Raw genomic sequence first — 24,508 nt, 5'->3', positions numbered from 1 at the left:
TCCAATGCCAGAACTGGATGAAGATGGTTCATGCAGACTACATGAGTAAATCTATAGATCAAGGCGAAAATCTTGAGTTTGTCTCATTCGTTGTCGGTGCCGAGAATGGCGCCATCTCGATTGATTCTGGAGCGTCACGACATGGCCCTGTCCCATTCCCTCGGTTTCCCGCGCATTGGCCGCGACCGCGAACTGAAAAAAGCCCTCGAAGCCCACTGGAAAGGTGAGTTGGACGAAGCCGGCCTGCGCACCGTTGGCCAGCGCCTGCGCGCCGAACACTGGCAACTGCAGAAGGATGCGGGCATCGATCTGCTGCCGGTAGGCGACTTCGCCTGGTACGACCAGGTGCTCGGTCATTCCCTGGCCTTCGGTGTGATTCCCGAGCGTTTTCGCCCGGCCGATGGCAAGCCGACGCTGGATACCCTGTTCGCCATGGCCCGTGGGGCCGTTGCAAGCAAGAGCAGTGGCACTTGTTGCGGAGGTGCCCACGCCCAGGAAATGACCAAGTGGTTTGACACCAACTACCACTACCTGGTGCCGGAATTCAGCGCGGACCAGCAGTTCGCCCTGAGCTGGGAGCAGTTGTTCGAGGAGGTGGATGAAGCGCATGCCCTCGGGCACAGCGTCAAGCCCGTGCTGATCGGTCCGCTGACTTATCTGTGGCTGGGCAAGGCCAAGGGTGGCGACTTTGACACGCTTGAGTTGCTTGAAAGCCTGCTGCCGGTCTATGGCGAGATCTTCCAGCGCCTGGCCGCGCAGGGCGTGGAGTGGGTGCAGATCGACGAGCCGATTCTGGTGCTCGACCTGCCGCAGGCGTGGAAGAACGCCTTCGAGCGCGCCTACAACCTGATCCAGCGCGAACCCTGCAAGAAGCTGATCGCTACCTATTTCGGCGGCCTGGAAGATAACTTGGGCCTGGCCGCCAACCTGCCGGTGGACGGCCTGCATATCGACCTGGTGCGTGCGCCGGAGCAGTATCCGACTATCCTCGACCGCCTGCCCGCCTATAAAGTGCTGTCGCTGGGCGTGGTCAATGGGCGCAACGTCTGGCGTTGCGATCTGCAGAAGGTGCTCGAGCTGCTGCGTCACGCTCACGAACGCCTGGGCGAGCGGCTGTGGGTGGCGCCATCCTGCTCGCTGCTGCACAGCCCGGTGGATCTGACGCGCGAAGACAAACTCGATGCCGAGCTGAAAGGCTGGCTGGCCTTCGCCGTGCAGAAATGCCAGGAGGTCGCGTTGCTCGGTAAGGCCCTGGAGGCGCCGGAAGATGCCTCTGTGCAAGCCGCCTTGCAAGCGAGCCGGGCGGTGCAGGCTGCTCGCGCTGCATCGACGCGCATCCACAAACCCGAGGTGCAGGCGCGCCTGGCAGCGACCCGTCCGCGTCATGCCCAGCGCCAGTCGCCATTCGCCGAGCGCATCGAGCAGCAGCGTGAGTGCCTGCAACTGCCGTTGCTGCCGACCACCACAATCGGCTCATTCCCGCAGACCTCGGCGATTCGCCTGGCGCGGCAATCGTTCAGGCAGGGCAAGCTGAGCGCTGCCGAGTATACCGAGGCCATGCACAGCGAAATTCGCCATGCGGTGCAGGTGCAGGAACGCCTGGGCCTGGACGTGCTGGTGCATGGCGAGGCCGAGCGCAACGACATGGTCGAGTACTTCGCCGAGCAACTCGACGGCTACGCCTTCACCCGCTTCGGCTGGGTGCAGAGCTACGGCTCACGCTGCGTCAAACCGGCGGTGATCGTCGGTGACCTCAGTCGGCCCAAGGCCATGACCGTGGAGTGGATCACCTACGCGCAGGGCCTGACCGACAAGGTGATGAAGGGCATGCTGACCGGCCCGGTGACCATGCTGATGTGGTCGTTCCCGCGCGAGGATGTTTCCCGTGAAGTGCAGGCCAGGCAACTGGCGCTGGCGATTCGTGACGAGGTGGTGGACCTGGAAGCGGCCGGCATCAAGATCATCCAGATCGACGAAGCCGCGTTCCGCGAAGGGTTGCCGCTGCGCCAGGCCGCCTGGCAGCACTACCTGGACTGGGCCAGCGAGGCCTTCCGCCTGACCGCCAGCGGCGTGCGTGACGAAACGCAGATCCACACCCACATGTGCTATAGCGAGTTCAACGATGTGATCGAGTCCATCGCGGCGATGGATGCCGACGTGATCACCATCGAAACCTCGCGTTCGGACATGGAGTTGCTGGAAGCCTTCGAGACGTTCGCCTACCCCAACGAGATCGGCCCGGGCGTGTACGACATCCACTCGCCACGTGTTCCCGACAGCGCCGAGATGGCGGGGCTGTTGCGCAAGGCGGCGCGGCGTATCCCGCTCGAACGCCTGTGGGTCAACCCCGATTGCGGCCTGAAAACCCGCGCCTGGCCGGAAACCGAGGCCGCGCTGGTGAACATGGTGGCCGCAGCCAGGCAGTTGCGCGCCGAGCTGGCCTGATTCCCGCCAGTCGCGGTTGAACCCCCTCCCGCGGTTAACCAGGAGGGGCGTTCGCGACGCTCTGGGCTGGGCTTCTGGTCACCTGCAGAGCAACCGTTCGTCCTCCTTCATCAAACTGTCATGCATGTGTGGCAGCGCCATCGAACGACTTTCATCAGACTCGCGTTTCAATGGGGTTCTGCGTTTCTGGTGTTTCCATGCGTGCATTAATTTTCCTGGCCGCGTTGCTTTGTGGCCTGCCGTCTTTTGCGGCCAATCGTTGCGACCTGTCCGAGCCGACCCGTTATGCGGATGTCGGTGAAGTGCGCCTGGCTTATCAAAGCATCGGCAGCGAGCGCGATCCGGCTCTGCTGCTGGTGATGGGGCTGGGCGGACAGTTGATCCACTGGCCTGACGAGGTGGTCGAGCGCCTGTGTCAGCAGGGTTTTCGCGTCGTGCGCTTCGACAATCGTGACGTGGGGCTGAGCACCTGGCGGCGGCCGGCGCCGAGCATCAACCTGCCTTACGAGGTGCTGCGCTATCGCCTGGGTCTGTCGCTCGGTGCGCCTTATCACCTGCGCGACATGGCGGGCGATGCCCTGGGCTTGATGGATCGCTTGGGCGTCGACAACTTCCATGTGCTGGGCGCGAGCATGGGCGGCATGATCGCCCAGCACCTGGCCGATCTGGCGCCGCAGCGCGTTCTCAGCCTGACGCTGGTGATGACCAGTTCGAGTGCTCAGGGATTGCCTGCACCCAGCGATGCGCTGGTGTCGCTGCTGGCGAGGCGTGAGGCGGGGAGTCGCGAAGCGGCGTTGCAGCAGCAGGCCGACTTGCTCGCGGCGCTCGGCAGCCCTGCGGTACACGATGACCGTGCCTTGCTCCTGCATCAGGCCGAGCAGGCTTATGACCGCGCCTTCAATCCCGAAGGCGTACAGCGTCAGTTGCTGGCGATTCTTGCCGAGTCGAGTCGGGTCGAGCTACTCAATCGTCTGACAGTGCCGACGCTGGTGGTGCACGGTACGGCCGATCCGTTACTGCCGGTGATGCATGGCGTGCACGTGGCGGCGCATATCAAGGGCGCGGAGCTCAAGTTGATTCCGGGCCTGGCGCATCGCTTTCAGGATGCCTTCAAGGAGCCTTTGCTGGCCGCGGTGTTGCCGCATCTCGCAGCGCATCGGGGGGATTTGGGCCTGGCGCATCTGTAAGGGGCGAGCGCTCAGAGCTCCTGATTGTGCTTGATCGCTTCGCGGCGCTGCAGATGGTCGATGTGCTCGCTGCTGTGGCGTAGCAGCTTGTCGGCCATCGACATGCGCTCGATATAGCGCGTGATGCTCTGCTCGGCGTCATGGCGGGAGATGAAGGGGCCTTCCAGCGTGCCTTCGCGAGTGGCGAAGAAGTATTGGCCGTTGACGGCGCTCAGGCGTGAGCTGCGGTAATGCGTGCCCGGTTGGGGGTCGATATCGCGTTGGCCGAACATGGCGAGAACTCCATCTGCAGGTTCTGGATAATCCTGAGTCTACTGTGGCCAATACGGCGTGCTTGGCAAAACGACAGATGGTAGATTTTGGCCTCCTGTTAGCGGATTTTAGCGATTTTTATGGATTATTGGCGCCGGTCGGCTGGCGTCCTGCGGATGCTGAGCAGTACAGTTTCGCTCGGCAACCGGGCTGAACTGTTGCTGTGTAGGTGTGTATGCCTCTCCTAGAATGGCCTGCTGCGGTCGACGTGCTCTGTTGGCCGCCCGCTAGAGGTCGCCATGCACATTTCCTCCGGCCGTTGGATGTACGGCCTGCTGCTCGCCCTGATCACTTCCGTGCTCTGGGGCATCCTGCCCATCAAGTTGAAAGAAGTTCTGCAGGTGATGGACCCGGTGACGGTCACCTGGTATCGCCTGGCCGTGGCTGGTTCTCTGCTACTTGCCTATCTCGCTGCGAGTCGCCGGTTACCGCGTTTTCGGCCGCTGGGACGCAAGGGTGGTTGGCTGCTGGCACTGGCCATCGGCGGGCTGACGGCCAACTACGTGCTGTATCTGGTCGGGCTCAACCTGCTCAGCCCCGGGACCACGCAACTGGTGATCCAGGTGGCGCCGATACTGCTGCTGATCAGCAGCCTGTTCGTCTTTCGCGAGCGCTTCAGCCTGGGCCAGGCGGTTGGCCTGATGGTCATGCTGCTGGGCTTCGGCCTGTTCTTCAATCAGCGCCTGGGTGAGCTGCTGACCTCGCTGACCGCCTATACCACCGGCGTGCTGACCGTGCTGGCGGCTGCCTTCGTCTGGACCTTCTACGGCCTGGCGCAGAAGCAACTGCTGACCAAGTGGAATTCGGTGCAGGTGATGATGGTCATCTACCTGGCGTGCGCGCTGCTGCTGACGCCCTGGGCGCAGCCAATGCAGGCACTGGCGTTGAGCCCGCTGCAGGGCTGGCTGCTGCTGGCCTGTTGCCTGAACACCCTGGTCGCCTACGGCGCCTTTGCCGAGGCGCTGGCGCATTGGGAGGCTTCGCGGGTCAGCGCGACCCTGGCGCTGACGCCGCTGGTGACCTTCGTCTCCGTGGCCCTGGCCTCGACCTGGTGGCCGGACCACGTGCTGCCCGAGCAGGTCAACTGGATCGCCTACGCAGGCGCCGTGGTGGTGGTGCTGGGCTCGGCGCTCACCGCGCTCGGCCCATCGCTGATGGCCGCAATGCGGGCGCGCAAGGGCAGGCGCATGGCCTGATGCCGATCAGATAAGGCGTAATGTTTGGCACGGAAGGCCTTCGTAGGGTGCGCCATGCGCACCAATGAGGGCCGCACCGGTATTTCGGTGCGCACGGTGTTCAGCCGGGGGACATAGGTAACGGGTGTCGGGAGACATAGGTAACGCATTTAGGCTTACGGGGTTCAATCCAGCGGCAGCTCGGTGGTGCGTTTGACCTCGCTCATGGCGATGTGCGAGTGCGCTTCGTGCACGTGCGGGCGTTGCAGCAGGTGGTCGCGCAGGAAGCGCTCGTAATCGGCGATGTCCTTGGCCACGACCTTGAGCAGGTAGTCCGAGCCGCCGGCCATGCTGTAGCACTCCAGCACCTGCGGGTAGCCGACCACGGCCTGCTCGAACTCATCCAGATTGCCGCGACCGTGGGCCGACAGCTTGATGTCGACGAACACCGTGATGCCGAAGCCCAGGCGCTTGTGATTGAGCAGGGCGACCTTGCGTTCGATCAGCCCTTCTTCCTGCATGCGATGAATGCGTCGCCAGCAGGGCGACTGCGACAGCTCGACTTTCTCGGCGACCTCTGCGGCAGAGAGGTCGGCATCGTGCTGCAGCAGGCGGAGAATCCGGCGGTCGATGGGGCTGAGCTTGTCCTGCATGATTGTTTCCAATTTATTGTGATTGTTGGAAGGATCATGCGGAGTATCGCCTTCGCTACTCGAAAATAGAAAGAAAAAAGCGGAACCCTCCGGTCATGATTTAGGCAAATTCACAGCAGCGATCCTGCCGTGGAAACCAACGGAGCGTGTTTACCGTCGCGCTCCTCGTGCTCGCCATAAAAATAAAAGGAGCGCTCCATGTCACTGGCCGAAATCCGCCTGGATGACAAATACCGCCTCGCCACGGGTCACCTCTACCTGACCGGCACTCAGGCGCTCACCCGCCTGCCCATGCTGCAGAAGCAGCGTGACGCCGCCTTCGGACTCAATACCGCCTGCTTCATTTCCGGCTATCGCGGCTCGCCCCTGGGCGGTCTGGACAAAAGCCTGTGGGACGCGCGCGAGTACCTCAAGGAAAACCACATCCACTTCCAGCCCGGCGTCAACGAAGAGCTGGGTGCGACGGCGGTATGGGGCAGCCAGCAAGCCAACCTGTTCCCTGGCGCGCGCTACGACGGCGTGTTCGCCATGTGGTACGGCAAGGGGCCGGGCGTCGATCGCAGTGGCGACGTGTTCAAGCACGGTAACTCGGCCGGTGTCTCCAAACACGGTGGTGTGCTGCTGCTGGCCGGTGACGACCACGGCTGCAAGTCCTCGACCATCGCCCACCAGAGCGAGCATGCGTTCATCGCCGCGTCGATACCGGTGCTCAATCCGGCCAACGTCCAGGAAGTGCTGGACTACGGCATCATCGGCTGGGAGCTGTCGCGCTACAGCGGCTGCTGGGTGGCGCTGAAGACCATCGCCGAGAACGTCGATTCCTCGGCCGTGGTGGACGTCGACCCGCTACGCATCCAGATCAAGATTCCCGAGGATTTCCAGCTGCCGGAAGACGGTGTACACATCCGTTGGCCCGATCCTCCCCTGGCGCAGGAAAAGCGCCTCAACGTCTACAAGATCTACGCCGCGCGCGCCTTCGCCCTGGCCAACAACCTCAACCAGGTCAAGCTCGATTCGCCCAACCCGCGCCTCGGCATCATCACCACCGGCAAGTCCTACCTCGATGTACGCCAGGCCCTGGATGACCTCGGCCTGGACGAGGCGCTGTGCGCCAAGGTTGGCCTGCGCGTGCTCAAGGTCGGCATGAGCTGGCCGCTGGAGCCGGTGTCGGTGCACCAGTTCGCCGAAGGCCTGGACGAAATTCTGGTAGTGGAAGAAAAACGCAGCATCATCGAAGACCAGCTCACCGGTCAGCTCTACAACTGGCCGGTGGGCAAGCGCCCGCGCGTGGTCGGCGAATTCGACGAGCAGGGCAATTCGTTGCTGCCGAACCTGGGCGAGCTGACGCCGGCGATGATCGCCCGGGTGATCGCCAAGCGCCTGGCGCCGATCTACAGCAGCCCGACCATCGAAGAGCGCCTGGCCTTTCTCGATGCCAAGGAAAAGGCCCTGGCCGCGCCCAGGCACAAGACCGTGCGCACCCCGCATTTCTGCTCCGGCTGCCCGCACAACAGCTCGACCAAGGTGCCGGAAGGCAGTCGCGCTCTCGGCGGCATCGGCTGCCACTACATGACCCAGTGGATGGACCGCAGCACTGACACCTTCACCCAGATGGGCGGCGAGGGCGCGACCTGGATCGGCCAGGCGCCGTTCACCGACACGCCGCACGTGTTCCAGAACCTCGGCGATGGCACCTACTTCCACTCCGGCCACCTGGCCCTGCGCGCAGCCGTCGCAGCCGGGGTCAACATCACCTACAAGATTCTCTACAACGACGCGGTGGCCATGACTGGCGGCCAGCCCATCGACGGTGAACTGCGCATCGACCAGCTCAGCCAGCAGGTGCATGCTGAGGGCGTCAAGCGTATCGCCCTGGTCAGCGACGAGCCGGACAAGTACCCGACCCGCGCCACCTTCGCACCCGGTGTGACCTTCCATCACCGTCGCGAGCTGGACGCCGTGCAGCGTGAGTTGCGCGAGGTCAAAGGCTGCTCGGTGATCCTCTACGACCAGACCTGCGCCACCGAGAAGCGCCGTCGGCGCAAGCGCGGCAAGCTGGTCGATCCGGCCAAGCGCGCCTTCATCAACCCGGCGGTATGCGAGGGCTGCGGTGATTGCAGCGTCAAATCCAATTGCCTGTCGGTGCTGCCGCTGGAAACCGAACTGGGGCGCAAACGCGAGATCGACCAGAGTGCCTGCAACAAGGACTTCAGCTGCCTGGAAGGTTTCTGCCCGAGCTTTGTCACCGTCCACGGCGGCAGCCTGCGCAAGCCTGAGGCCGTTGGTCTGAGCGCGCTGTTCATCGCCTTGCCGGAGCCGAAGCTACCGGCCCTGAGTCGCCCCTGGAACATTCTCCTGCCCGGCGTTGGCGGTAGCGGCGTGACCACTGTCGGTGCGCTGCTGGGCATGGCCGCGCATATCGAAGGCAAGGGCTGTACCGTGCTGGACCAGGCCGGCCTGGCGCAGAAATTCGGCCCGGTGATCACCCATATCCGCATCGCCGCGCAGCAGAGCGATATCTACGCCGTGCGTATTGCCGCCGGGGAAACCGACCTGCTGCTGGGCTGCGACCTGGTGGTGTCGTCCAGCGAAGAGTCACTGGCCAAGCTCAACGACAAGATCGCCCATGCGGTGATCAACAGCCATGAAGCGGCTACTGCCGAGTTCACCCGCAACCCGGACGCCCAGGTGCCCGGCGCGGCCATGCGTGAGGCGATCAGTGAGGCGGTGGGCGAGGGCAAGACCCGTTTCGTCGATGCCACTCGCCTGGCCACTCGTTTGCTTGGTGACAGCATCGCCACCAACCTGTTCATGCTCGGCTACGCCTACCAGCAGGGCCTGGTGCCGGTATCGGCCGAAGCGATCAACAAGGCCATCGAGCTCAACGGTGTGGCGGTTCAGCTCAATCAGCAGGCCTTCCTCTGGGGCCGTCGCGCCGCGCATGACCTGGCTGCGGTGGAAAAACTCGCCGCGCCCAAGGTCGTCGAAGCGCCGCATTGCAGCACACTCGACGAGATCGTATCCGACCGCGTGCAGCGTCTGACCGCCTACCAGAACGCGGCCTATGCCGAGCGCTATCGCGAGCTGGTCGAGCGCGTACGCAAGGCCGACAGCGATGCCGAGCTGCGCCTGAGCAAGGCCGTGGCCCGCTACTACTTCAAACTGCTGGCCTACAAGGACGAGTACGAAGTGGCGCGGCTGTACAGCGATGCCACCTTCCGCAAGCAGCTCGAAGCCCAGTTCGAAGGTGACTACCAGTTGCAGTTCCATCTGGCGCCGAGCTGGCTGAGCAAGCCCGATGCGGTCACCGGCCAGCCGCGCAAGCGCAGCTTCGGCCCCTGGATGCTCAAGGCGTTCGGCGTGCTGGCGCGCTTCAAGTTCCTGCGTGGCAGCGCCCTCGATCCGTTCGGCCACAGTGCCGAACGTCGCCTGGAGCGCGAGTTGATCGAGGAGTACGAAGCCAACGTGGCCTACCTGCTCGCCGAGCTCAATACCGGCAACTACCGCACGGCGGTGGCGCTGGCCGAGATTCCCGAGCAGATCCGCGGCTACGGCCACGTCAAGGAGGCGGCGCTGGCCAAGGCGCGCGAGCAGGCGACGCAGCTCAAGGCGCGCCTGACCGTCAGTGAGATCGCCGCCGTGCAGCTGTTCGAACCGGCTGCCTGAACCTCAACCGATCCCCTTTGCCACCCTCTCCCGTGCGGGAGAGGGGCGGCTTTTTACGACCCGATAACCGAGGTAACCCGATGTCCGTCTTCACTCACGTCGACTTCGATCAGCACGAACAGGTGGTCCATGGCCACGACAAGGCCAGCGGCCTGAAAGCCATCATCGCCATTCACGACAGCACCCTTGGCCCGGCGCTGGGCGGTTGCCGCATGTGGAACTACAGCAGTGACGAGGAGGCGCTGCGCGACGTGCTGCGCCTGTCGCGCGGCATGACCTACAAATCGGCCCTGGCGCGCTTGCCGCTGGGTGGCGGCAAGGCGGTGATCATTGGCGACCCGCACACCGGCAAGAGCGAGGCGCTGTTCCAGGCCATGGGCGATTTCGTCGACAGCCTCGGCGGGCGCTACGTCACCGCAGCGGACTCGGGCACCGGCGTGGCCGAGATGCGCATCATGGCCGAGCGCACCCGCCACGTGGCTGGCGCCGGGCAGCGCGAGGCATTCGGCGGTGGCAGCCGTGACGGCGATCCGTCGCCCTCGACCGCTTATGGTGTATTCATCGGTATTCAGGCGGCTGTGGCGCATCGCCTGGGACGCCAGGATCTCAATGGCGTTCGCGTGGCCATCCAGGGCGTGGGGCAGGTCGGTTTCGGCCTGGCCAAGCTGCTCAAGGAGGCCGGCGCGCAGCTGTGGGTGACGGACATCGTCGAGAGCAACGTGCAGCGCGCCGTCAGCCAGCTTGGCGCCACGGCGGTCGGCCAGCACGACATCTACCGTCTCGATGTGGACGTGTTCGCACCGTGCGCGATGGGCGCGATCGTCAACCTGCAGACGCTGGAAGCCCTGCGCGCGCCGATCATCGCCGGTGCGGCCAACAACCAGCTGGCCGACGCCAGCCTGGCCGAGCTGCTGCGTCGCCGCGAGTGTCTGTACGCGCCGGATTACGCGATCAATGCCGGCGGCATCATCGATGTCTGTTACGAACGCACCGGTGGCAGCGCCGCCGACCTCAAGGCGCATATCGAAGGCATCGGCCCGACGCTGACGGAAATCTTCCAGCGCGCCGAACGCGAAGGCGCGACCACCACCGCGATTGCCGACCGCATGGCGTTGGAGCGTTTGCGCGGTGGCCTGCAGCCCGTGCGTGCGGCAACCGCATCCAAGTCTGTGGCTCAGGGCTGGCAGCGTTAGCAGGCTGTTGAAAAACTACCTGCGTTGGCAATACTGCGTTAAAAACAGCCTCAAAATGCTCATTTACAGCTCGTAAACTGCGCTTTTTCGGCTGTTTTTGCCTTGTCTTGCCTGCCTCGCCTACGTTTTTCAACGGCCTGCTAGACGCTGAGTGGGGCGCGACATGACAAATGTGCGCGCCGCCGCTAAGATGCGCCCCGGCCGTTGCCAATACGGCCCTGTCCCCTTAGTTCAACGGATAGAATAAGCCCCTCCTAAGGGCTAGATGCTGGTTCGATTCCAGCAGGGGACGCCAAAAGCATGTTTTCAGATGTTCCCATATGCCTCTGAAACCCAAGTAAACCGGCTTATGTAGCCGGTTTTTTTGTGCCCGTATGTTCCCGCATGCGTCTGTACATATACCTATTTTGGGTATACGTTTAGGTATACGTCGGTTCGATTGAGGATCGTATACCTATGGCACGCACCGTAACTCCCTTGAGCGATTCGAAGTGCGAGGCAGCAAAGCCTCGCGAGAAGGACTACACGCTGTTCGATGGGCAGGGCCTGTTCCTGCTGGTCAAAGCCAATGGCGGCAAGGTCTGGCGCTTCAAGTACACCAGGCCTGACGGCAGGGCAGGGCTGGCTACCTTTGGCAACTATCCGGCGCTGGGGTTGAGGGCTGCACGGGATCGACGTGCCTCGGCCCTTGAACTGCTGGCCCATGGCCAAGACCCGATGGAAGTCGCCAGGCTCGCCAAGCTCGAAGCAGCCAATGCCAGAGCCAATACCTTCCAGGCCATGGCCCAGGAATGGCATGCGGCCTGCGCGCTCAAGTGGTCGTCAGGGCACGCTGCTACCGTCTGGCGCAACCTTGAGTTGCATGTGCTGCCGGCGCTGGGCGCGCGCCCGCTGGCCGAGTTGAAAACCCGTGATCTGATGCCGCCGCTCAAGGCAGTGGAGAAGCGCGGCACCCTCGAGCTGGCCGGCCGGCTGCGTCAGTACATCACCGGCATAATGCGCATGGCCGTACAGCATGGGTTGATCGACAGCAATCCTGCCCATGACCTAGTGGGCGCCACGGCGACCCGCAAGAGTACCCACCGACCAGCCCTGCCGCTGGATCGCTTGCCCGAGCTGCTGCAGCGGATCGAGGCCGACTCAGGGCGGCCACTGACCCGCTATGCGGTATCGCTCGCCCTGCTCGTGTTTATCCGCTCCAGCGAGCTGCGTTTCGCCCGTTGGAGCGAGATCGACACTGATCGCGCCATGTGGGAGATCCCCGGGCAACGCAAGGCCATCGAGGGCGTCAAGTTCTCTCATCGTGGCGCCAAGATGGGCACCCCACACTTGGTACCGCTGAGCCGCCAGACACTGGAGCTTTTGGAAAATGTACGGCAGCTCTCCGGGCGGTTCGATCTGGTGTTCCCTGGCGACCACTATCACCACAAGCCCATGAGTGAGAACACCATCAACAAGGCCCTGCGTCGAATGGGCTACGACACCACGGTAGAGCTGTGTGGCCACGGCTTCCGCACTATGGCCTGTTCGGCGCTGGTGGAGTCAGGGCTGTGGTCGAAGGATGCCGTCGAACGGCAGATGAGCCACCAGGAGCGCGACACGGTGCGCGGCGCCTACATCCACAAGGCCGAGCATCTGCAGGAGCGCCGGCTTATGTGTCAGTGGTGGGCGGACTATCTCGATGCCAACCGGGAACGGCACATCACGCCGTATGACTTCGCTCACCCGGAAGAGAAGGGCGTGAACGTGGTAGGGATGAAGCGAGCATGAGCGAAGATGCCGAAGAAAATGCAAATGGCAGCGTGACCGTTCCGCAGGCTGCGGGGGCGTTTATTCAGCAGTTGATGCTGATGCAGCTGGCTAATCCAGACAAGGAAAACAGATTCAGGGTAATTCGCGAGATATCAGGGCTTCTGCGTGCCGGTCGGATATACGAGTACCCCTTGTTCGCAGAGCACCTGGCCAATGCCCTGGATGCAATCGCGCAGGGCAAAAGCGCTGATTCCGCCCTAATGCCTGTGCCGCGTAAGCGCCCTAAAACAGGCGAGGCTTACATGGATAGGGTCGCAATATCGGAAGTGGTGCGTTTCTACCACCTACAGGGGTATCAGTTGCGCTCGTCTAAAGACAGGGTAGGTGCCTATGAGTTAGCGCAAAAGCACCTTGAAGCAGCTGGAACCTTTAAGGCGGAGGCAACAATACAAGCCGCTTACCTAGAGCAGCTTGAGATACTGAAACGCTGCGAAAAAAGAGTCCGAGACGGAAAGGAATCCCCACCATGGTGGATGAGGCCCGATGCTCAGGTTAGATAAATGCCCCGATTTATCTAACCTGACCTAGGTGTTTTCCGAGCATAACTTAGGCATCGCCAAGCAACTGAGGATATGGCGATGCACACAACTACTCCCATGCAAGACCCCCAGCGTCAGACAGCCGGCCTGGCGCAACTGCTGACCTTCAGCGAGGTATGCAGCTTGCTACGAAAGTCCCGCTCCGGGCTGTACAAGCTGATGGCATCCGACCCCAACTTTCCCAAACCGGTCAAAGACGGCAGCGCTCGTTCTGCCCGTACCTTCTTTGTCGCTACAGAGATTGCCGCTTACCAAGATGCAAAGCTGGCCGAGAGGGATGCAGCATGATGACGCTTGCACTTCCTCGCCCGCAGGGCTATGGTTTGTCTGTCACGGTAAGTCCCGTGGCCGGGTTTGGCGACCCGAACTACAAGTTGGCGCACATGCGCCCCAAGACCATTGCTGGCGCATTTTTTGTGTCTGCAATGCCGCTCTATGGTGGCCGTGCGTGGGAGACCTTCGGGTCTGCCGGGTGCCAACTTGCCCGGTTCGCCAACCTGCGCACGGCTGCCACCCATAATCGTTTGGCGACGGTTCGTGGCAGCTCCACAAGTCAAGTTGGAGCCTCACCCATGAAACACGCTCTCAATCCGTCCACATCTCATGCCGCTGCCTGGAAGGCTCGTGCCTTCGCTGCTTTGCGCGGCAATTCCTCCCTGTCTGTCCGCCTGGCTCGCTACAACGAAGCCATGCAGCGCGCTCGTGCACTGGAAGCTGTAGGAGGTGCCAAATGAACGCAGCCACTCCCCAAGCCGTCCTTGACTCCTTCCAGGCCGCGCAGCTCAAAGAACCGCTTTATAACGCGGCCGTGAAGGGCCACATCGAATCCGTCAGCAAGCTCATCAATCAAGCTGGCGACGCCGTCTGCGGCATCTCCCAGTTGATGCAGGAAGACCAACTGCGCAAGGAGTCAGGCACCGGTGATGACTTCCTCAATGAGTTCAGCACCGGGTGCCTCCTGAGCGCTCTGCAGCTGATCTCTTACTCCCTTTGGGAGCGAGGCGAGGAACTCGAGAAGCTCGCAGCAAGCAAATCGTTGGAAGGGAGGGTTGAATGATGGGCCAGGCAACGACTATCCAGAATCGCTTCTGTGCTTTCGCAGGCGACACGAAGGAGATGCCACTGTTCTCGGTGAACGCCGGTGTGCCAGCCGACTCGGCGCTCGAAAGCGCTTCCTGCCTTCTCTACACCGTCCAGCGAATGTTGACGTCCGCCGCAGATGGTAAGGGCATGGATGAGGTGCAAAGCAGCGCCATTCTTATCCTCGTCGATCAAGCCAAGGCCGCTCTCGATGCAGCTTGGGAAGGTATTGACGATGCCAAAGGCCTGCTGCTGACCGCTCAAGCCGAGGAGTAACCGACATGACTACGAAAAACGGCGCCAATGCGCCGGTGGCCAAACTCGGCCCTAAGAAAGTGCTTACTCCAAACCAGATCTTCAGTCGCAGCCTGAAGCAGATTGGCGCCGCGAAGACGCTCGATGACCTGGTTCTTGCCGCCTACGTCGGCGCCGGCTGCGCGGATGCACTGCTGTTGAGTGGCCTGATCGATGCCGAGGCGTACCACGAGCAGAACAAGGAAATCGTTCACGTCACGACGACCCTGCGCGAGCAGCTGGAGGCTGAAGATGGCCAATCCAATTGATCAGCTATTGCCTCGGCTCGACAAGGTGCGGCCTACAGGTGCCAACAAGTGGAAGGCTTGCTGCCCGGCCCATGACGACAAAGACCCGAGCCTGAGTATCCGCGAGGCTGAGGACGGCAAGGTGCTGTTGCACTGCTGGGCCGGTTGCAACTCTGCGGATATCACCGCCGCCATCGGCCTCGAGCTGCGTGATCTGTTCCCTGGTGAAAAGATCATTCGCCGAGGGCCGAGCAAGCCAGCGGTTGAGCATGAGCGCACCGTTTACCAGATCGGCCTGTCGATGCAGCAGAGCGGCAGTCGACTCAGCGCTGACGATCAGGCCCGCTTCGAGCTGGCCAAGCAGCGCCTGGGGGTGACTGCATGAGTGGCGGCGATCGATTTGCCAAAGAGTGGGAGGGCGTTGCAACCCTCCCGGTACCGGAACCCATGAAGCGGCTCTGGCGAGCTGAACTGACACCAGCATCGACCATCAAGCCAGTTGCCATTCGCTGGCTCTGGCCTGGGTGGGTCGCACGAGGAAAGCTGACCGTCCTGGCTGGTGCTGGCGGTAGCGGCAAGACGACCTTGGCGATTGGCTTGATCGGCACGGTGACCAACTGCGGCCGTTGGCCTGATGGTGAGATCTGCTCAGAACCCGGAAACGCCCTGATCTGGTCGTCCGAGGATGATCCGGCCGACACCCTGGTGCCGCGGCTGATGGCAGCGGGTGCCGACCTGGCCCGCGTCCACATCATCGAAGGGCGTGTGAACTCTGCCGGCGAGCGAGAACCCTTCGACCCGGCCGCAGACTTCGACTTGTTGCGTGATGCCGTGGAGCAAATCGGCGGAGCTTCTCTGCTGCTGCTCGATCCGGTTGTGAACGTGGTGAAGGGCGACATGCACCGCGCCAATGAGGTTCGTCGCTCCCTGCAATCAGTGGTCGACTTCGCCGAGGCTCATCAATGCGCCGTGCTGGGTATCAGTCACTTCAGCAAGGGCAGTGGCGCTTCTTCACCAGCAGATCGGGTGATCGGTAGCCAGGCGTTTGGCGCACTGGCTCGTGCGGTGCTGGTGGCCGCCAAGCAGGAGGACTCTGACGTTCGCGTTCTGGCTCGGGCGAAATCCAACATCGCCGACGACCAGGGCGGTGTGGGGTATGTGATCGAGCCTTGCACCGTCGGTGATGGTATCGAGACGACCCGGGTGCTGTGGGGCGACAGGATCGAAGGTAGCGCGCGAGAGATCCTAGCCGAAGTCGAGAGCAATGTTGATGACGATCAGCGCAGCGAACTGGATGAAGCCTGTGACTTCCTACGTGACCTGCTGAAGTACGGCGCTGTACCCACAAAACAGATCAAGGCTGATGCAAGTGATGCGGGTCTGTCCTGGGCAACAGTGCGGCGCGCTCAGAAGGCAATTGGCGCTGTTGCGGTGAAAGAGGGCAGCCCGACTGTGGGTGAAAAGCAGCAGTGGGTTTGGCGCCTAGCTACCGAAGGTGCTCAACAAACTCCGAAGGTGCTCACTGAAAAGTATGAGCACCTTCGGGAAGACGTGAGCACCTTCGGGGCCGTTCCTGCTGCGTCCTTCGACGAATCCGACTCGGAGGCAGTGTGATGGCTGCCATCGATTACCTCACCGAACACGGATTTTCCGCCCGCGTATCCGGCAAGCGCCTGGTCGTTTCCCCGGCCAGCAAGCTGACTGAAGACGACCGCCAATACATCAAGTTGCACCGCCTGGAGCTGCTCGCAGAGCTGGCCGCCAATGACGGCCAGATGCGCTCGAGTAACTGGCGCGTGTTCCTGGAGGGGAAGGTCATCTGCGTGATGATCGGTGAACCCATGAGCCGCCAAGAAGCCTTGGAGGCCGCCCAATGGCGCTGGCCTGAATCCGACGTACGGTAGTGACAGATACTGTATGGATATACATATTAGGCCTAATTAAGGCTAATTTTGCCAAATCTGGCAGAAACACCATCTTCACGAGTGGAGATATCGACGATGAACAAACCGCAACGCGGGCGCCAATGCCGGCCAACCCGTCGCGAACTGGAAGCAGCCTGGGTACGCCTACGTGCCGCTGCTGATCAAGGCGATATCCAGGCCACGGCCTTGCTGGTGGCGCTCGCCGAAAACAAACCGCTATTTCCCGCACCTGCAGGAGCCTACGCATGAGCTTTGAGATTGTTCGAAACGACAACGGTACCGAGGTCGCATTCGAGGGCGGCCACCGTTTCACCATGCCGGCCATTTCAGACGAAGACTTGGCATCGCACCCGATCCAACTCCTAAGCAGTTCCATTGCCCTGGCCGCCGAGAACTTCGCGAAGCTAAAGGCCGTGCGTGATGACAAGACGCTCTCGCCTTTGGGTATTGACCAAAAAACCGAGCCCCTGAGAGCGGAAACGGTCGGCCGTGTTGCTGCTGCCGCCGGCTTGGTGCGGATGTTCGAAGGCAACATCGCGAACATGGAGGCCAGGCTTTACGCCTTCCCTACGATCGACCCGGGCAACGCCGTTGCCGCCATCGAAGACCGCGAGGTTCGCGACTGGTGGCGAACCATGAAGGTCAGCGAGCAAACCAAGATGCTGGAAGAGGTTAAGGCCGATCCTGGCAAGCATGAACGCCTGATGATCGCCCTAATGCGCGCGCCCGCGCCGCTGTCTCTGCTCGATTGGCAAACCAAGTTCGTGACCGAGACGTGGAAAGAGGCAAAGCGCGCTGCAGATCCCGTTACTGCCCACGCCATCGACAACGACCGGCGCTTGGTCGAAACGTCGCGCCGTGGTCTTGGTCACGTCGCAGCCATTGCCTCCAAGGTGGCCGGCTTCAAGGGTGATGCCTTGCTGCGTTCGCTGATCAACTCACCATTCGAACCCGTTACCCAAGGCTTCGACATTTTCGGCTTTGACGCTAAGTCGGTTGCGTTGATGCGCGACCGCATGGCGAAAGAGCAGAGACGCTAAGGAGGCTGCTGCGATGGTAGATATTGCCTCTTTGGGTTTCTCGATAGACACCAGCGACGTATCACGCGCCGAGGCTGCGCTTGATGGCCTGAACAACGCAGGCGCCAAGACAGAAGCAGCAGCCAAAGGCGTCGGCACTGCCTGGAGCGGTGCGGCTAAGAAGGCTTCAGGCTCGGCCGGTGAGTTTCAAAGGGGAACCGATGCCATACGGCAGCAGCAGGACGCACTGACCAACCTGCTCGGCCGCATTGATCCGGTAATCAAGAAGCTCGGCGACCTCGACGCCATGGAAAAGGAGCTCCGCAACTTTAAGTTGGCCGGTGTCATTGAGCTTGAGTCGTTCAACGAGTACCAAAACAAGATCGACTTCTCGCGCAGAAGCCTTACCGCGTTCGACGACATTTTATTCCGCACTGGCAACACCTCGAAGCAGACCGCTCAGGCCATTCGCCAGCTCCCCGCCCAGTTCTCCGACATCTTCGTTTCCCTGCAGGCCGGCCAGAGCCCGCTTCAGGTATTCCTGCAGCAGGGCGCGCAGATCAAGGACTCGTTTGGCGGCGTTGGTCCTGCGCTGGCCGAGACGGCACGTTACGCTCTTGGGCTGGTCAACCCTTTCACCGTCGCTGCAGTCGCGGTTGGCGCCTTGGCGCTGGCCTACAAGCAGGGCAGCGATGAAATCACCGCTTATCAGCGCTCGCTAATCCTCACCGGTAACGCCGCCGGCACTACGGCCGGCCAGCTTGGCGATATGGCCAAGGCCATCGACGGCACCGTGGGCACGCAGCGCCAGGCTGCTGCCGCCTTGGCTGAAGTGGCTGGATCAGGCAAGTTTGCTGCCGATCAGATACAGGCCGTGGCCACTGCTGCGGTTGCGATGGAAGAGGCCACTGGCAAAGCGGTCTCCGAGACAATCGCCGAGTTCAAGAAGCTGGCAGACGAGCCTGCGGCGGCATCGGCCAAGCTGAACGAGCAATACAACTACCTGACCGCGTCGGTGTATGCCCAAATCGCAGCCCTTGAGGCTCAGGGCGACGCCGTGGGCGCCCAGGAACTGGCCATCGAGACCTTTGGCGACGCTATGGAGAGGCGCGCCAATCAGATCGAGGGCAACCTTGGTCTGATCGAGCAGGCATGGAAAGGCATCAAGAACGTCGCTGCCGAGGCCTGGGACGAGATGCTTGGCGTGGGTCGTGAATCAACTCTTCAGGATCAGCTGGAGCAGCTGCGCCGCGCGAGGGTGGAGGCGGCATATGGGCCACGCGGTGACAGGGCATTTCCATCTCTGACCGACTCGCAGTCTTCGCGCTTTGACGCCGAAGAGCAGCGCCTGTTGCTGGGCATCCAGAGCGAAGGCTTGGACGCAGCCGCCGAAGGTTTGCGCGCCGAGAACCAGAAACGCGCCATCCTGGGGCTGGAGCTGATCGGTAAAGAGGCGGAGTCCGCCAGGTCAAACGTCGAGAAGCTGCGCGAGCGCCTGAACGAGCTTGGCGAAGCCCGGACGTTCAACATTGGTAACCGATCATGGACGGCAGAAGCCCAGGGGCAGTACGAAAAGAGCGTCGCAGCGCTGAATAAGCAAATCGCCGACGCAGAAGAGCGGGCGAACAGGAAGCCAAGGCAAGCGGCTTTCCGTGACGATGCCGCTACCAGAATGCTTCTCTCGCTGCGCCAACAGTCCGCGGAGTACCAGGCCCAACTTCTCAGCGAAACCAAACTGACCGATGCGCAGAAGAAGCGCGCCGAGTTCGAGTCGCTCATTGCTGACTTGAAGGGCAAGGCAATCCTGACCGCCGACCAGAAGTCGCTGTTGGTGAATCAGGAGGCGATTAAGGCGCAGCTCGATCAGAACGTAGCGTTGAGTGAAGAAGTCCGCATTCGGGCTCAGATCGCCGACGAGGCCAAGAAGCTGACGGCATTCCAGCAGACGCTGGCCGATCAGATCGCCAACGCCCGAGAAGCCTACCAGCTGCAGCTGTCTACGCTGGGCTTGGGGCGTCAGCAGGCCGAACGCTTGCAGGAAAGCCTGCGGCTGCAGAATCAGTATTCCCGCCAGCAGTCACGCCTGCAGGAGCAATTCAACCGAGGAGACATCAGCCAGAGCTTGTACGACGCAGAGACCGAGGCGCTACAACGCGCCTTGGACGAGCGCCAGGCCCTGCTGCGTGAAAGCTTCCGGGCGATGGATGAGGCGCGCGGCGAATGGAGCAACGGTGCCCGGGCAGCATTCGCTGACTACCTGACCAGCGCGCAGGACGTTTCCGGTCAAACCTATGACCTCTTCTCGAATGCCTTGGCCAGCACCGAAGATGCCTTTGTTCAGTTCGCTCTGACTGGCAAGGCGTCGGTAAAGGATCTGGTCGACTCATTCGTTGCTGACATCGCGCGCATGGGCGCCCGCCAGCTCACTGCAAACCTGTCTGAGGGGCTGATGAGCTTCCTGCCCGGTGCCGATCAATCAGCCAGCCTGACGACGGGTGCTGCTGCCGTATCCGCTTCGGCTGCGACGCTTTCTGCGGCCGGCGCCACTCTCGTTACTGGCGCCGCTGCAATCCAGGCTGCTGCCGCAAGCCTCGCAGCGGCTAGCGCTGGATCGTCTGTCACTGGCGCTTCCGGGGGGGCTGGTGGCCTTCTTTCTCTGTTCAGCGCTGGAGGCGGATACACGGGCGCTTTCGGCTTCGACGGTGGCGGCTACACCGGCAACGCCCCGCGCTCTGGTGGCATCGATGGCAAAGGCGGATTCCTAGCCATCATGCACCCGCAGGAGACCGTTATCGACCACACCAAGCCGTCGGCCAATGGGTGGATGGGAGGCAGCAACACCCAGAACAACTACTTCTCCTTCCCCGGCATCACCGACGCAAAAGAGGCGCGACAGGCAACCGCTACGGCAGCCCGCCAGTTCAGCGCTGTTGCACAGCAGTCTGCGAGGTACAGCTAATGGGCCAGGTTATCGAGTTGCCGACTGATCACCGCCGTAGCTGGCGAATGCTGGAGCCGGAGTATCGAAAAGTGCTCAAGCGCTGCGGCATCGCAGACCAGCAAATCAAATCCATCCTCGATGAGATGAAGGGGTATCTGATCGAGTGCGCCTCTGATCTGAACACCTCTTTCAGCATCCCGGATGGATTCACGCAGGATCAGCACGACGCGATTCTGCAGGAGTTCAATCGAGTCGTTGAGGACGTCCGGTCTCAGGCGACGGTGCCTTTCATGAGCGCATTTGGCGTGATTCTGCGGCTGCTGGTGCAAAAGCACCTGGGCCATTTCAACCTAGGAGCATGAGCTATGAGCACCGCATTCGGAGTTGCTGCAGCACCAGGCCAGACAACAGGCCAGAGAGTTGGCGGGATTATTGGCGCTGTCATTGGCGCATACGCTGGTGGGCCAGCGGGCGCTTTTTATGGATACCAGATAAGCGCTGACATTCCAGGTGCCCTCGACCCATCATTCGATCAACTGGATCAGGAGGCTGTTTTCAAGCACCTGAGCAAAGGAGCTAGCCAGGCATGAGCATTCTCAACGTATTTATCAAACCTGAAGAGGGCCTGATTGGTGTCGATAGCGAGGCTGTCTTTCCAGACGGATACATTGACGAGCAAGGGAAACTTATCGTTGCTCCTGCGGCTAATGCGGTAGTTGGCTTTCGTGGCAACAGTCGCGTACTGGATATGGCCTGTCCCTCAATCTATTGCTTTGGGGGGGAGGTTGAGCGGATGGCGGAAGGCATGCCGGGTTTAATTAAGGCTGCGATTGACTCGGCGAGAAAAAACTATCAAGTCCAAGAGCATGACCTTGGACTTAACCTGGTAATCGTCGGCTACTCGCAGGCTGAACGGAGCGTAGTGGGCCATTTGTTCAGAAGGGATGTAGGCAGCGAAGATATCCGTGTAGATCGAATACAGAGCCGTTTCATGGCGCCGTACTGGGGCGCCGAACATGTTCCTCCAGGGCTCCCTGATAATCGTGATGGGTTGTGCATGCTTGCGCGCAGTCAAAGCAGCATGGCCCGTGAGCAAGAGCCAGGATTTGCAGCAGGCGGCCGCTACTTCATCGCTTCAGTGAAGCGCCGCAGCATCTCGATTGTGCAGGCTTTCAAGTTCCCGCCACGACCTGAAAAGGTGGGCTGATGAGCGAGAAGAAAGACCTTCGCGGGTACACGGGAACCCGTAAGAAACCGCCGCGCGATGCTGCTGAAAAGCTGCTCGAGCTGGCCGCGGCCGGGTACAACAAGAAGGGACTGGCCTATCGGCTGGGCACCACGGTTGAGACCCTGAACAAATGGCTAGAACTCTATCCTGAGCTGAAGCAGGCCATAGATGAGGGGAGGGAGCGTGAGCACAACGCGCTGTTCACCGCTCTGTTCGACAGTGCCACCAAGGGCGGAAATGTCGCTGCGGCGATATTCCTGCTGAAGGCCCGTCACGGCTATCGCGAGGGTGACCAGGCGGAAATCGCCAACCGTGTCAGCGTGGTGTTCGAGATGCCCGGCGCCATGAAACTGGAGGACTTCACGAAAGACGTAACACCTCGCGGTGGGGAGCTTGGGCATGATTGAGTTCAATGGCTTCCAAGAGCGCTTGATGCTGCTGCCCGAGGAGCTCGACGTCTTCTGCGGCGGCGGCCGGGGAGGTGGCAAGTCCTATGGGCTGGCGCTGCTGTGCTTACGTCACGTCGAACAGTACGGTGAAAAGGCGCGGATCTTGTATCTGCGCCGCACCTACAAGGGCCTGGCCAATTTCGAGCTGGTCTGTCGTGAGCTGTTCGGGACGGTCTACAGCACTGCGGCACGCTATAACGCCGCCGAGCACGTCTGGCGCTTCCCGAATGGCGGTTACTTGGAGCTTGGCCAGCTCGAAAGCCACGCCGACTACACCAAGTACCAGGGCCGATCTTTCACGCTGCTGCTGGTGGACGAGGCCGGCCAGTACCCGACGCCTGACTTGCTGGATCTGATGCGCTCGAACCTGCGCGGCCCGAAGGACATGCCGATTCGCATGATCATCGCAGCCAACCCTGGCGGTCCTGGGCATTACTGGCTGGCCAAGCGCTACGTCTTCACCACAGCGCCCTGGAAACCCTTCCTCGAGCCCAAGAGCAAGCGCCAGTGGGTCTATGCGCCGTCGACCTTCGACAGCAACCGCTTCATCGATACCGAGCAGTACAAGGACCAGCTGGAGTCAGCGTGCCCGGATGACCCGGAGCTGCTGCGGGCATGGTCAACCGGTGATTGGGCGGTGAACCGCGGCGCCTACTTCGCGAGTGTGCTGGACGAAAGCCGGAACGCGGTAGACCCGTGGGATCACATACCGCATGGGTGGACGACTTACCTCACGCACGACTTCGGCAGCAGCGCGCCCAGCGCGACCTATGTGGTTGCCAAGTCGCCAGGTAGTGTCGGGCCTGATGGCAAGTTCTACCCTCGCGACAGCCTGGTGCTGGTCGACGAGCTGGCGACCTGCAAGCGAGACAACCCGAATGCCGGTTTGAACTGGACGGTGCCCATCCTGGCCGAGGAAATCATCTCGATGTGCAAGCGCTGGCAGATCAAGCCCACCGGCGTTGCCGATGATGCGATCTTTGCGAAGGGAGGACACGCAGCCGGCTCGATTGCGGACGAGTTCTCCCGCTGCGGCGTACGCTTCGACCCGGCCAAGAAGGCCGACCGTATCACCGGCTGGAACATCATGCGCCGGCTACTTGCCGATGCCGGCCAGGTCGATAAGCCAGGTCTCTATATCAGCCGATCCTGCAGCTACCTCTGGGAGACGCTGCCAACCCTTGCCCGCGATCAGAAGCGCATAGAGGACGTGGATAGCTCTGGCCCTGACCATGGCGCCGACGCTGTGCGGTATGGATGCTTAAGACACGCCAGGACCTGTACTTCACAGCCGCTCAGGATATGACTCCGGACTTCTCACCAGCCTCGGCGGCTCTTTTCTGGGCCGCCCCAGCTTTGCAGCTTTGTGCTCTCCCGCCTCGTACTCGCGCAGGAACGTGCGCACGCTCTCCAGCCTCCAGCAAATTCGTGTGCCTTGTTTGAAGTGAGGGGGAAGCCAGCTCGCTTTAGCCTGAATAGCGCTGCGAATCGATGATTCAGTTCGCCCGAGCAGCTTGGCCAGCTCTGGTACGTGAATGATTTCAGGCTCCATGGTGGCTTACTGCCTCAGGTCATCATCGGGTAGGTCGGAATGGCCCCTGATTACGGGAGATCAGGTTTTTAAGTAGCGCAACCGCTTCACTGGCTCATGATCTGCTGATACCGACGCTGGTATTCCTCGTAAGAAAGGCCAGTTTCGCTCTTAAGCTGCTGGAGTTGCTGCTGTTGCCATTGGTCTTTTGACAGAGCGCCTGATAGCGAGGAGGGGGCTTGTGTGCGTACAGGCTGAGCTTGTTGAGCCTCGTTGAGATTCCCGATGCACTGGTAGGTGTGGACGACCTGACCGGCCACGCAAGTCCCGAATCCGTCACGCTGATGGCAGTTCTGCGTCATGCCGCCGAAGGCCTCGGCATCGCTATAGCCCCAAACACGGCACTTCGACTTTGCGATTGATTGGGCCTGAGCGGGGTTCACCACTGGGGATTCGAACTGGCGGAAGTCATAGGCCATGTCGACCGTACCGTCGGCGCGGCTACCGCCCATCGCATAGAAGTCTTTCTTGGTTGCACAGCCTGTGATCGTAATGGCTGCGATCAGCGCCAGAAGGGCCTTGGTTGCGATTGACGCGATGTTCTGGTGGGAGTTATGCATTCTGACCTCCATGCCTGAAAAGTTTGTATAGTGCCACCATGATGGTCGCTCTGACTACACGACTAGGGGATATGTTGACGAGGCGTTGAAGCGCGCTTTCACGATGACCACGAACGCTAAAAAAAGGTGGTCAAAAAGTGATCGATTTTGCAGGGTGAGCGGGGGGTACTTCCGGTTTTAGGTATACGTTT

General features: G+C 61.5%; 27 protein-coding genes and 1 tRNA gene. 24 read left to right on the top strand and 4 right to left on the bottom strand.

The genetic code is table 11. The features are described from left to right. The first annotated feature begins 141 nt into the window (after positions 1-141). On the top strand, positions 142-2,445 hold the full coding sequence (gene metE / locus ACN0X6_RS08970) for a 5-methyltetrahydropteroyltriglutamate--homocysteine S-methyltransferase (RefSeq protein ID WP_417703315.1): 2,304 nt from the start codon (positions 142-144) through the stop codon (positions 2,443-2,445). 197 nt (positions 2,446-2,642) lie between these two features. Then, positions 2,643-3,632: an alpha/beta fold hydrolase gene (locus ACN0X6_RS08965; RefSeq protein ID WP_417703313.1), complete on the top strand. Its 990-nt coding sequence runs from the start codon at positions 2,643-2,645 to the stop codon at positions 3,630-3,632. 11 nt (positions 3,633-3,643) lie between these two features. Here ACN0X6_RS08965 and ACN0X6_RS08960 read toward each other — a convergent pair whose 3' ends face one another. Continuing rightward, a complete protein-coding gene (locus tag ACN0X6_RS08960; RefSeq protein ID WP_417703312.1) occupies positions 3,644-3,904 on the bottom strand; it encodes a DUF6316 family protein in 261 nt (86 codons plus the stop codon). Between the two features lie 279 nt (positions 3,905-4,183). Between ACN0X6_RS08960 and ACN0X6_RS08955 the strand changes: the two genes are divergently transcribed. Then, positions 4,184-5,140, top strand: coding sequence for a DMT family transporter (locus tag ACN0X6_RS08955; RefSeq protein WP_417703310.1), 957 nt, complete (start codon positions 4,184-4,186; stop codon positions 5,138-5,140). A 164-nt stretch (positions 5,141-5,304) separates the two neighbouring features. Here the strand turns inward: ACN0X6_RS08955 and ACN0X6_RS08950 are convergent, their stop codons facing one another. Beyond that, on the bottom strand, positions 5,305-5,772 hold the full coding sequence (locus ACN0X6_RS08950) for an Lrp/AsnC family transcriptional regulator (protein WP_160017566.1): 468 nt from the start codon (positions 5,770-5,772) through the stop codon (positions 5,305-5,307). A 198-nt stretch (positions 5,773-5,970) separates the two neighbouring features. Between ACN0X6_RS08950 and ACN0X6_RS08945 the strand changes: the two genes are divergently transcribed. From ACN0X6_RS08945 to ACN0X6_RS08845, 21 genes are all read left to right on the top strand, one after another. Next, a complete protein-coding gene (locus tag ACN0X6_RS08945; RefSeq protein WP_417703307.1) occupies positions 5,971-9,438 on the top strand; it encodes an indolepyruvate ferredoxin oxidoreductase family protein in 3,468 nt (1,155 codons plus the stop codon). 80 nt (positions 9,439-9,518) lie between these two features. Further along, the gene (locus ACN0X6_RS08940) at positions 9,519-10,631 is read left to right on the top strand and encodes a Leu/Phe/Val dehydrogenase (protein ID WP_417703305.1); all 1,113 of its coding nucleotides are present in this window, start codon (positions 9,519-9,521) and stop codon (positions 10,629-10,631) included. Positions 10,632-10,851: 220 nt separating this feature from the next. Further along, positions 10,852-10,926 (top strand) — tRNA-Arg (locus tag ACN0X6_RS08935). Between the two features lie 161 nt (positions 10,927-11,087). Next, positions 11,088-12,401, top strand: coding sequence for a tyrosine-type recombinase/integrase (locus ACN0X6_RS08930; protein ID WP_417703303.1), 1,314 nt, complete (start codon positions 11,088-11,090; stop codon positions 12,399-12,401). Then, positions 12,398-12,943, top strand: a complete 546-nt coding sequence (locus ACN0X6_RS08925) for a hypothetical protein (RefSeq protein WP_417703301.1) — start codon at positions 12,398-12,400, stop codon at positions 12,941-12,943. Before ACN0X6_RS08930 ends, ACN0X6_RS08925 begins: the two co-directional genes overlap by 4 nt. Positions 12,944-13,039: 96 nt before the next feature. Continuing rightward, complete coding sequence (locus ACN0X6_RS08920) at positions 13,040-13,270, top strand: helix-turn-helix transcriptional regulator (RefSeq protein ID WP_417703299.1); 231 nt, start codon at positions 13,040-13,042, stop codon at positions 13,268-13,270. Beyond that, positions 13,267-13,716: a hypothetical protein gene (locus ACN0X6_RS08915; RefSeq protein ID WP_417703297.1), complete on the top strand. Its 450-nt coding sequence runs from the start codon at positions 13,267-13,269 to the stop codon at positions 13,714-13,716. Before ACN0X6_RS08920 ends, ACN0X6_RS08915 begins: the two co-directional genes overlap by 4 nt. After that, on the top strand, positions 13,713-14,039 hold the full coding sequence (locus tag ACN0X6_RS08910; protein WP_417703295.1) for a hypothetical protein: 327 nt from the start codon (positions 13,713-13,715) through the stop codon (positions 14,037-14,039). The genes ACN0X6_RS08915 and ACN0X6_RS08910 overlap by 4 nt, the downstream gene beginning before the upstream one ends. Further along, positions 14,036-14,338, top strand: a complete 303-nt coding sequence (locus ACN0X6_RS08905) for a DUF3077 domain-containing protein (RefSeq protein WP_417703293.1) — start codon at positions 14,036-14,038, stop codon at positions 14,336-14,338. Before ACN0X6_RS08910 ends, ACN0X6_RS08905 begins: the two co-directional genes overlap by 4 nt. Positions 14,339-14,343: 5 nt before the next feature. Beyond that, positions 14,344-14,625, top strand: coding sequence for a hypothetical protein (locus ACN0X6_RS08900; protein ID WP_179527753.1), 282 nt, complete (start codon positions 14,344-14,346; stop codon positions 14,623-14,625). After that, positions 14,609-14,989, top strand: coding sequence for a virulence-associated protein E (locus ACN0X6_RS08895; RefSeq protein ID WP_417703292.1), 381 nt, complete (start codon positions 14,609-14,611; stop codon positions 14,987-14,989). The genes ACN0X6_RS08900 and ACN0X6_RS08895 overlap by 17 nt, the downstream gene beginning before the upstream one ends. Then, entirely contained in the window at positions 14,986-16,218 is a 1,233-nt protein-coding gene (locus tag ACN0X6_RS08890) for an AAA family ATPase (RefSeq protein WP_417703290.1), read from the top strand. The genes ACN0X6_RS08895 and ACN0X6_RS08890 overlap by 4 nt, the downstream gene beginning before the upstream one ends. Then, the gene (locus tag ACN0X6_RS08885) at positions 16,218-16,508 is read left to right on the top strand and encodes a hypothetical protein (RefSeq protein WP_417703289.1); all 291 of its coding nucleotides are present in this window, start codon (positions 16,218-16,220) and stop codon (positions 16,506-16,508) included. The genes ACN0X6_RS08890 and ACN0X6_RS08885 overlap by 1 nt, the downstream gene beginning before the upstream one ends. 96 nt (positions 16,509-16,604) lie before the next feature. After that, positions 16,605-16,778 carry a hypothetical protein gene (locus ACN0X6_RS08880; protein WP_276486872.1) on the top strand — a complete coding sequence of 58 codons (174 nt, stop codon included), beginning with the start codon at positions 16,605-16,607 and terminating at the stop codon, positions 16,776-16,778. After that, complete coding sequence (locus ACN0X6_RS08875) at positions 16,775-17,569, top strand: hypothetical protein (protein WP_417703287.1); 795 nt, start codon at positions 16,775-16,777, stop codon at positions 17,567-17,569. Before ACN0X6_RS08880 ends, ACN0X6_RS08875 begins: the two co-directional genes overlap by 4 nt. A 13-nt stretch (positions 17,570-17,582) precedes the next feature. Further along, complete coding sequence (locus tag ACN0X6_RS08870; protein ID WP_417703285.1) at positions 17,583-20,507, top strand: phage tail tape measure protein; 2,925 nt, start codon at positions 17,583-17,585, stop codon at positions 20,505-20,507. Continuing rightward, positions 20,507-20,851 (top strand): hypothetical protein, encoded by a 345-nt coding sequence (locus tag ACN0X6_RS08865; RefSeq protein WP_417703283.1) that lies wholly within the window; start codon positions 20,507-20,509, stop codon positions 20,849-20,851. The genes ACN0X6_RS08870 and ACN0X6_RS08865 overlap by 1 nt, the downstream gene beginning before the upstream one ends. Before the next feature lie 3 nt (positions 20,852-20,854). Further along, positions 20,855-21,079, top strand: coding sequence for a hypothetical protein (locus tag ACN0X6_RS08860; protein ID WP_417703281.1), 225 nt, complete (start codon positions 20,855-20,857; stop codon positions 21,077-21,079). Beyond that, positions 21,076-21,696, top strand: coding sequence for a hypothetical protein (locus tag ACN0X6_RS08855; RefSeq protein ID WP_417703279.1), 621 nt, complete (start codon positions 21,076-21,078; stop codon positions 21,694-21,696). Before ACN0X6_RS08860 ends, ACN0X6_RS08855 begins: the two co-directional genes overlap by 4 nt. After that, positions 21,696-22,124, top strand: a complete 429-nt coding sequence (locus tag ACN0X6_RS08850; protein WP_417703278.1) for a hypothetical protein — start codon at positions 21,696-21,698, stop codon at positions 22,122-22,124. The genes ACN0X6_RS08855 and ACN0X6_RS08850 overlap by 1 nt, the downstream gene beginning before the upstream one ends. Continuing rightward, entirely contained in the window at positions 22,117-23,472 is a 1,356-nt protein-coding gene (locus ACN0X6_RS08845; RefSeq protein WP_417703276.1) for a phage terminase large subunit, read from the top strand. The genes ACN0X6_RS08850 and ACN0X6_RS08845 overlap by 8 nt, the downstream gene beginning before the upstream one ends. Here ACN0X6_RS08845 and ACN0X6_RS08840 read toward each other — a convergent pair. Both ACN0X6_RS08840 and yecR read right to left on the bottom strand, forming a co-directional pair. After that, the gene (locus ACN0X6_RS08840) at positions 23,452-23,718 is read right to left on the bottom strand and encodes a hypothetical protein (RefSeq protein WP_417703275.1); all 267 of its coding nucleotides are present in this window, start codon (positions 23,716-23,718) and stop codon (positions 23,452-23,454) included. The genes ACN0X6_RS08845 and ACN0X6_RS08840 overlap by 21 nt on opposite strands. An 86-nt stretch (positions 23,719-23,804) precedes the next feature. Beyond that, a complete protein-coding gene (yecR, locus tag ACN0X6_RS08835) occupies positions 23,805-24,317 on the bottom strand; it encodes a YecR family lipoprotein (RefSeq protein WP_417703273.1) in 513 nt (170 codons plus the stop codon). Positions 24,318-24,508 lie beyond the last annotated feature (191 nt).

The organism is Pseudomonas sp., assembly GCF_048269965.1.
Lineage (GTDB): Bacteria > Pseudomonadota > Gammaproteobacteria > Pseudomonadales > Pseudomonadaceae > Aquipseudomonas.
This window is presented reverse-complemented; position numbering and strand designations above follow the sequence as displayed.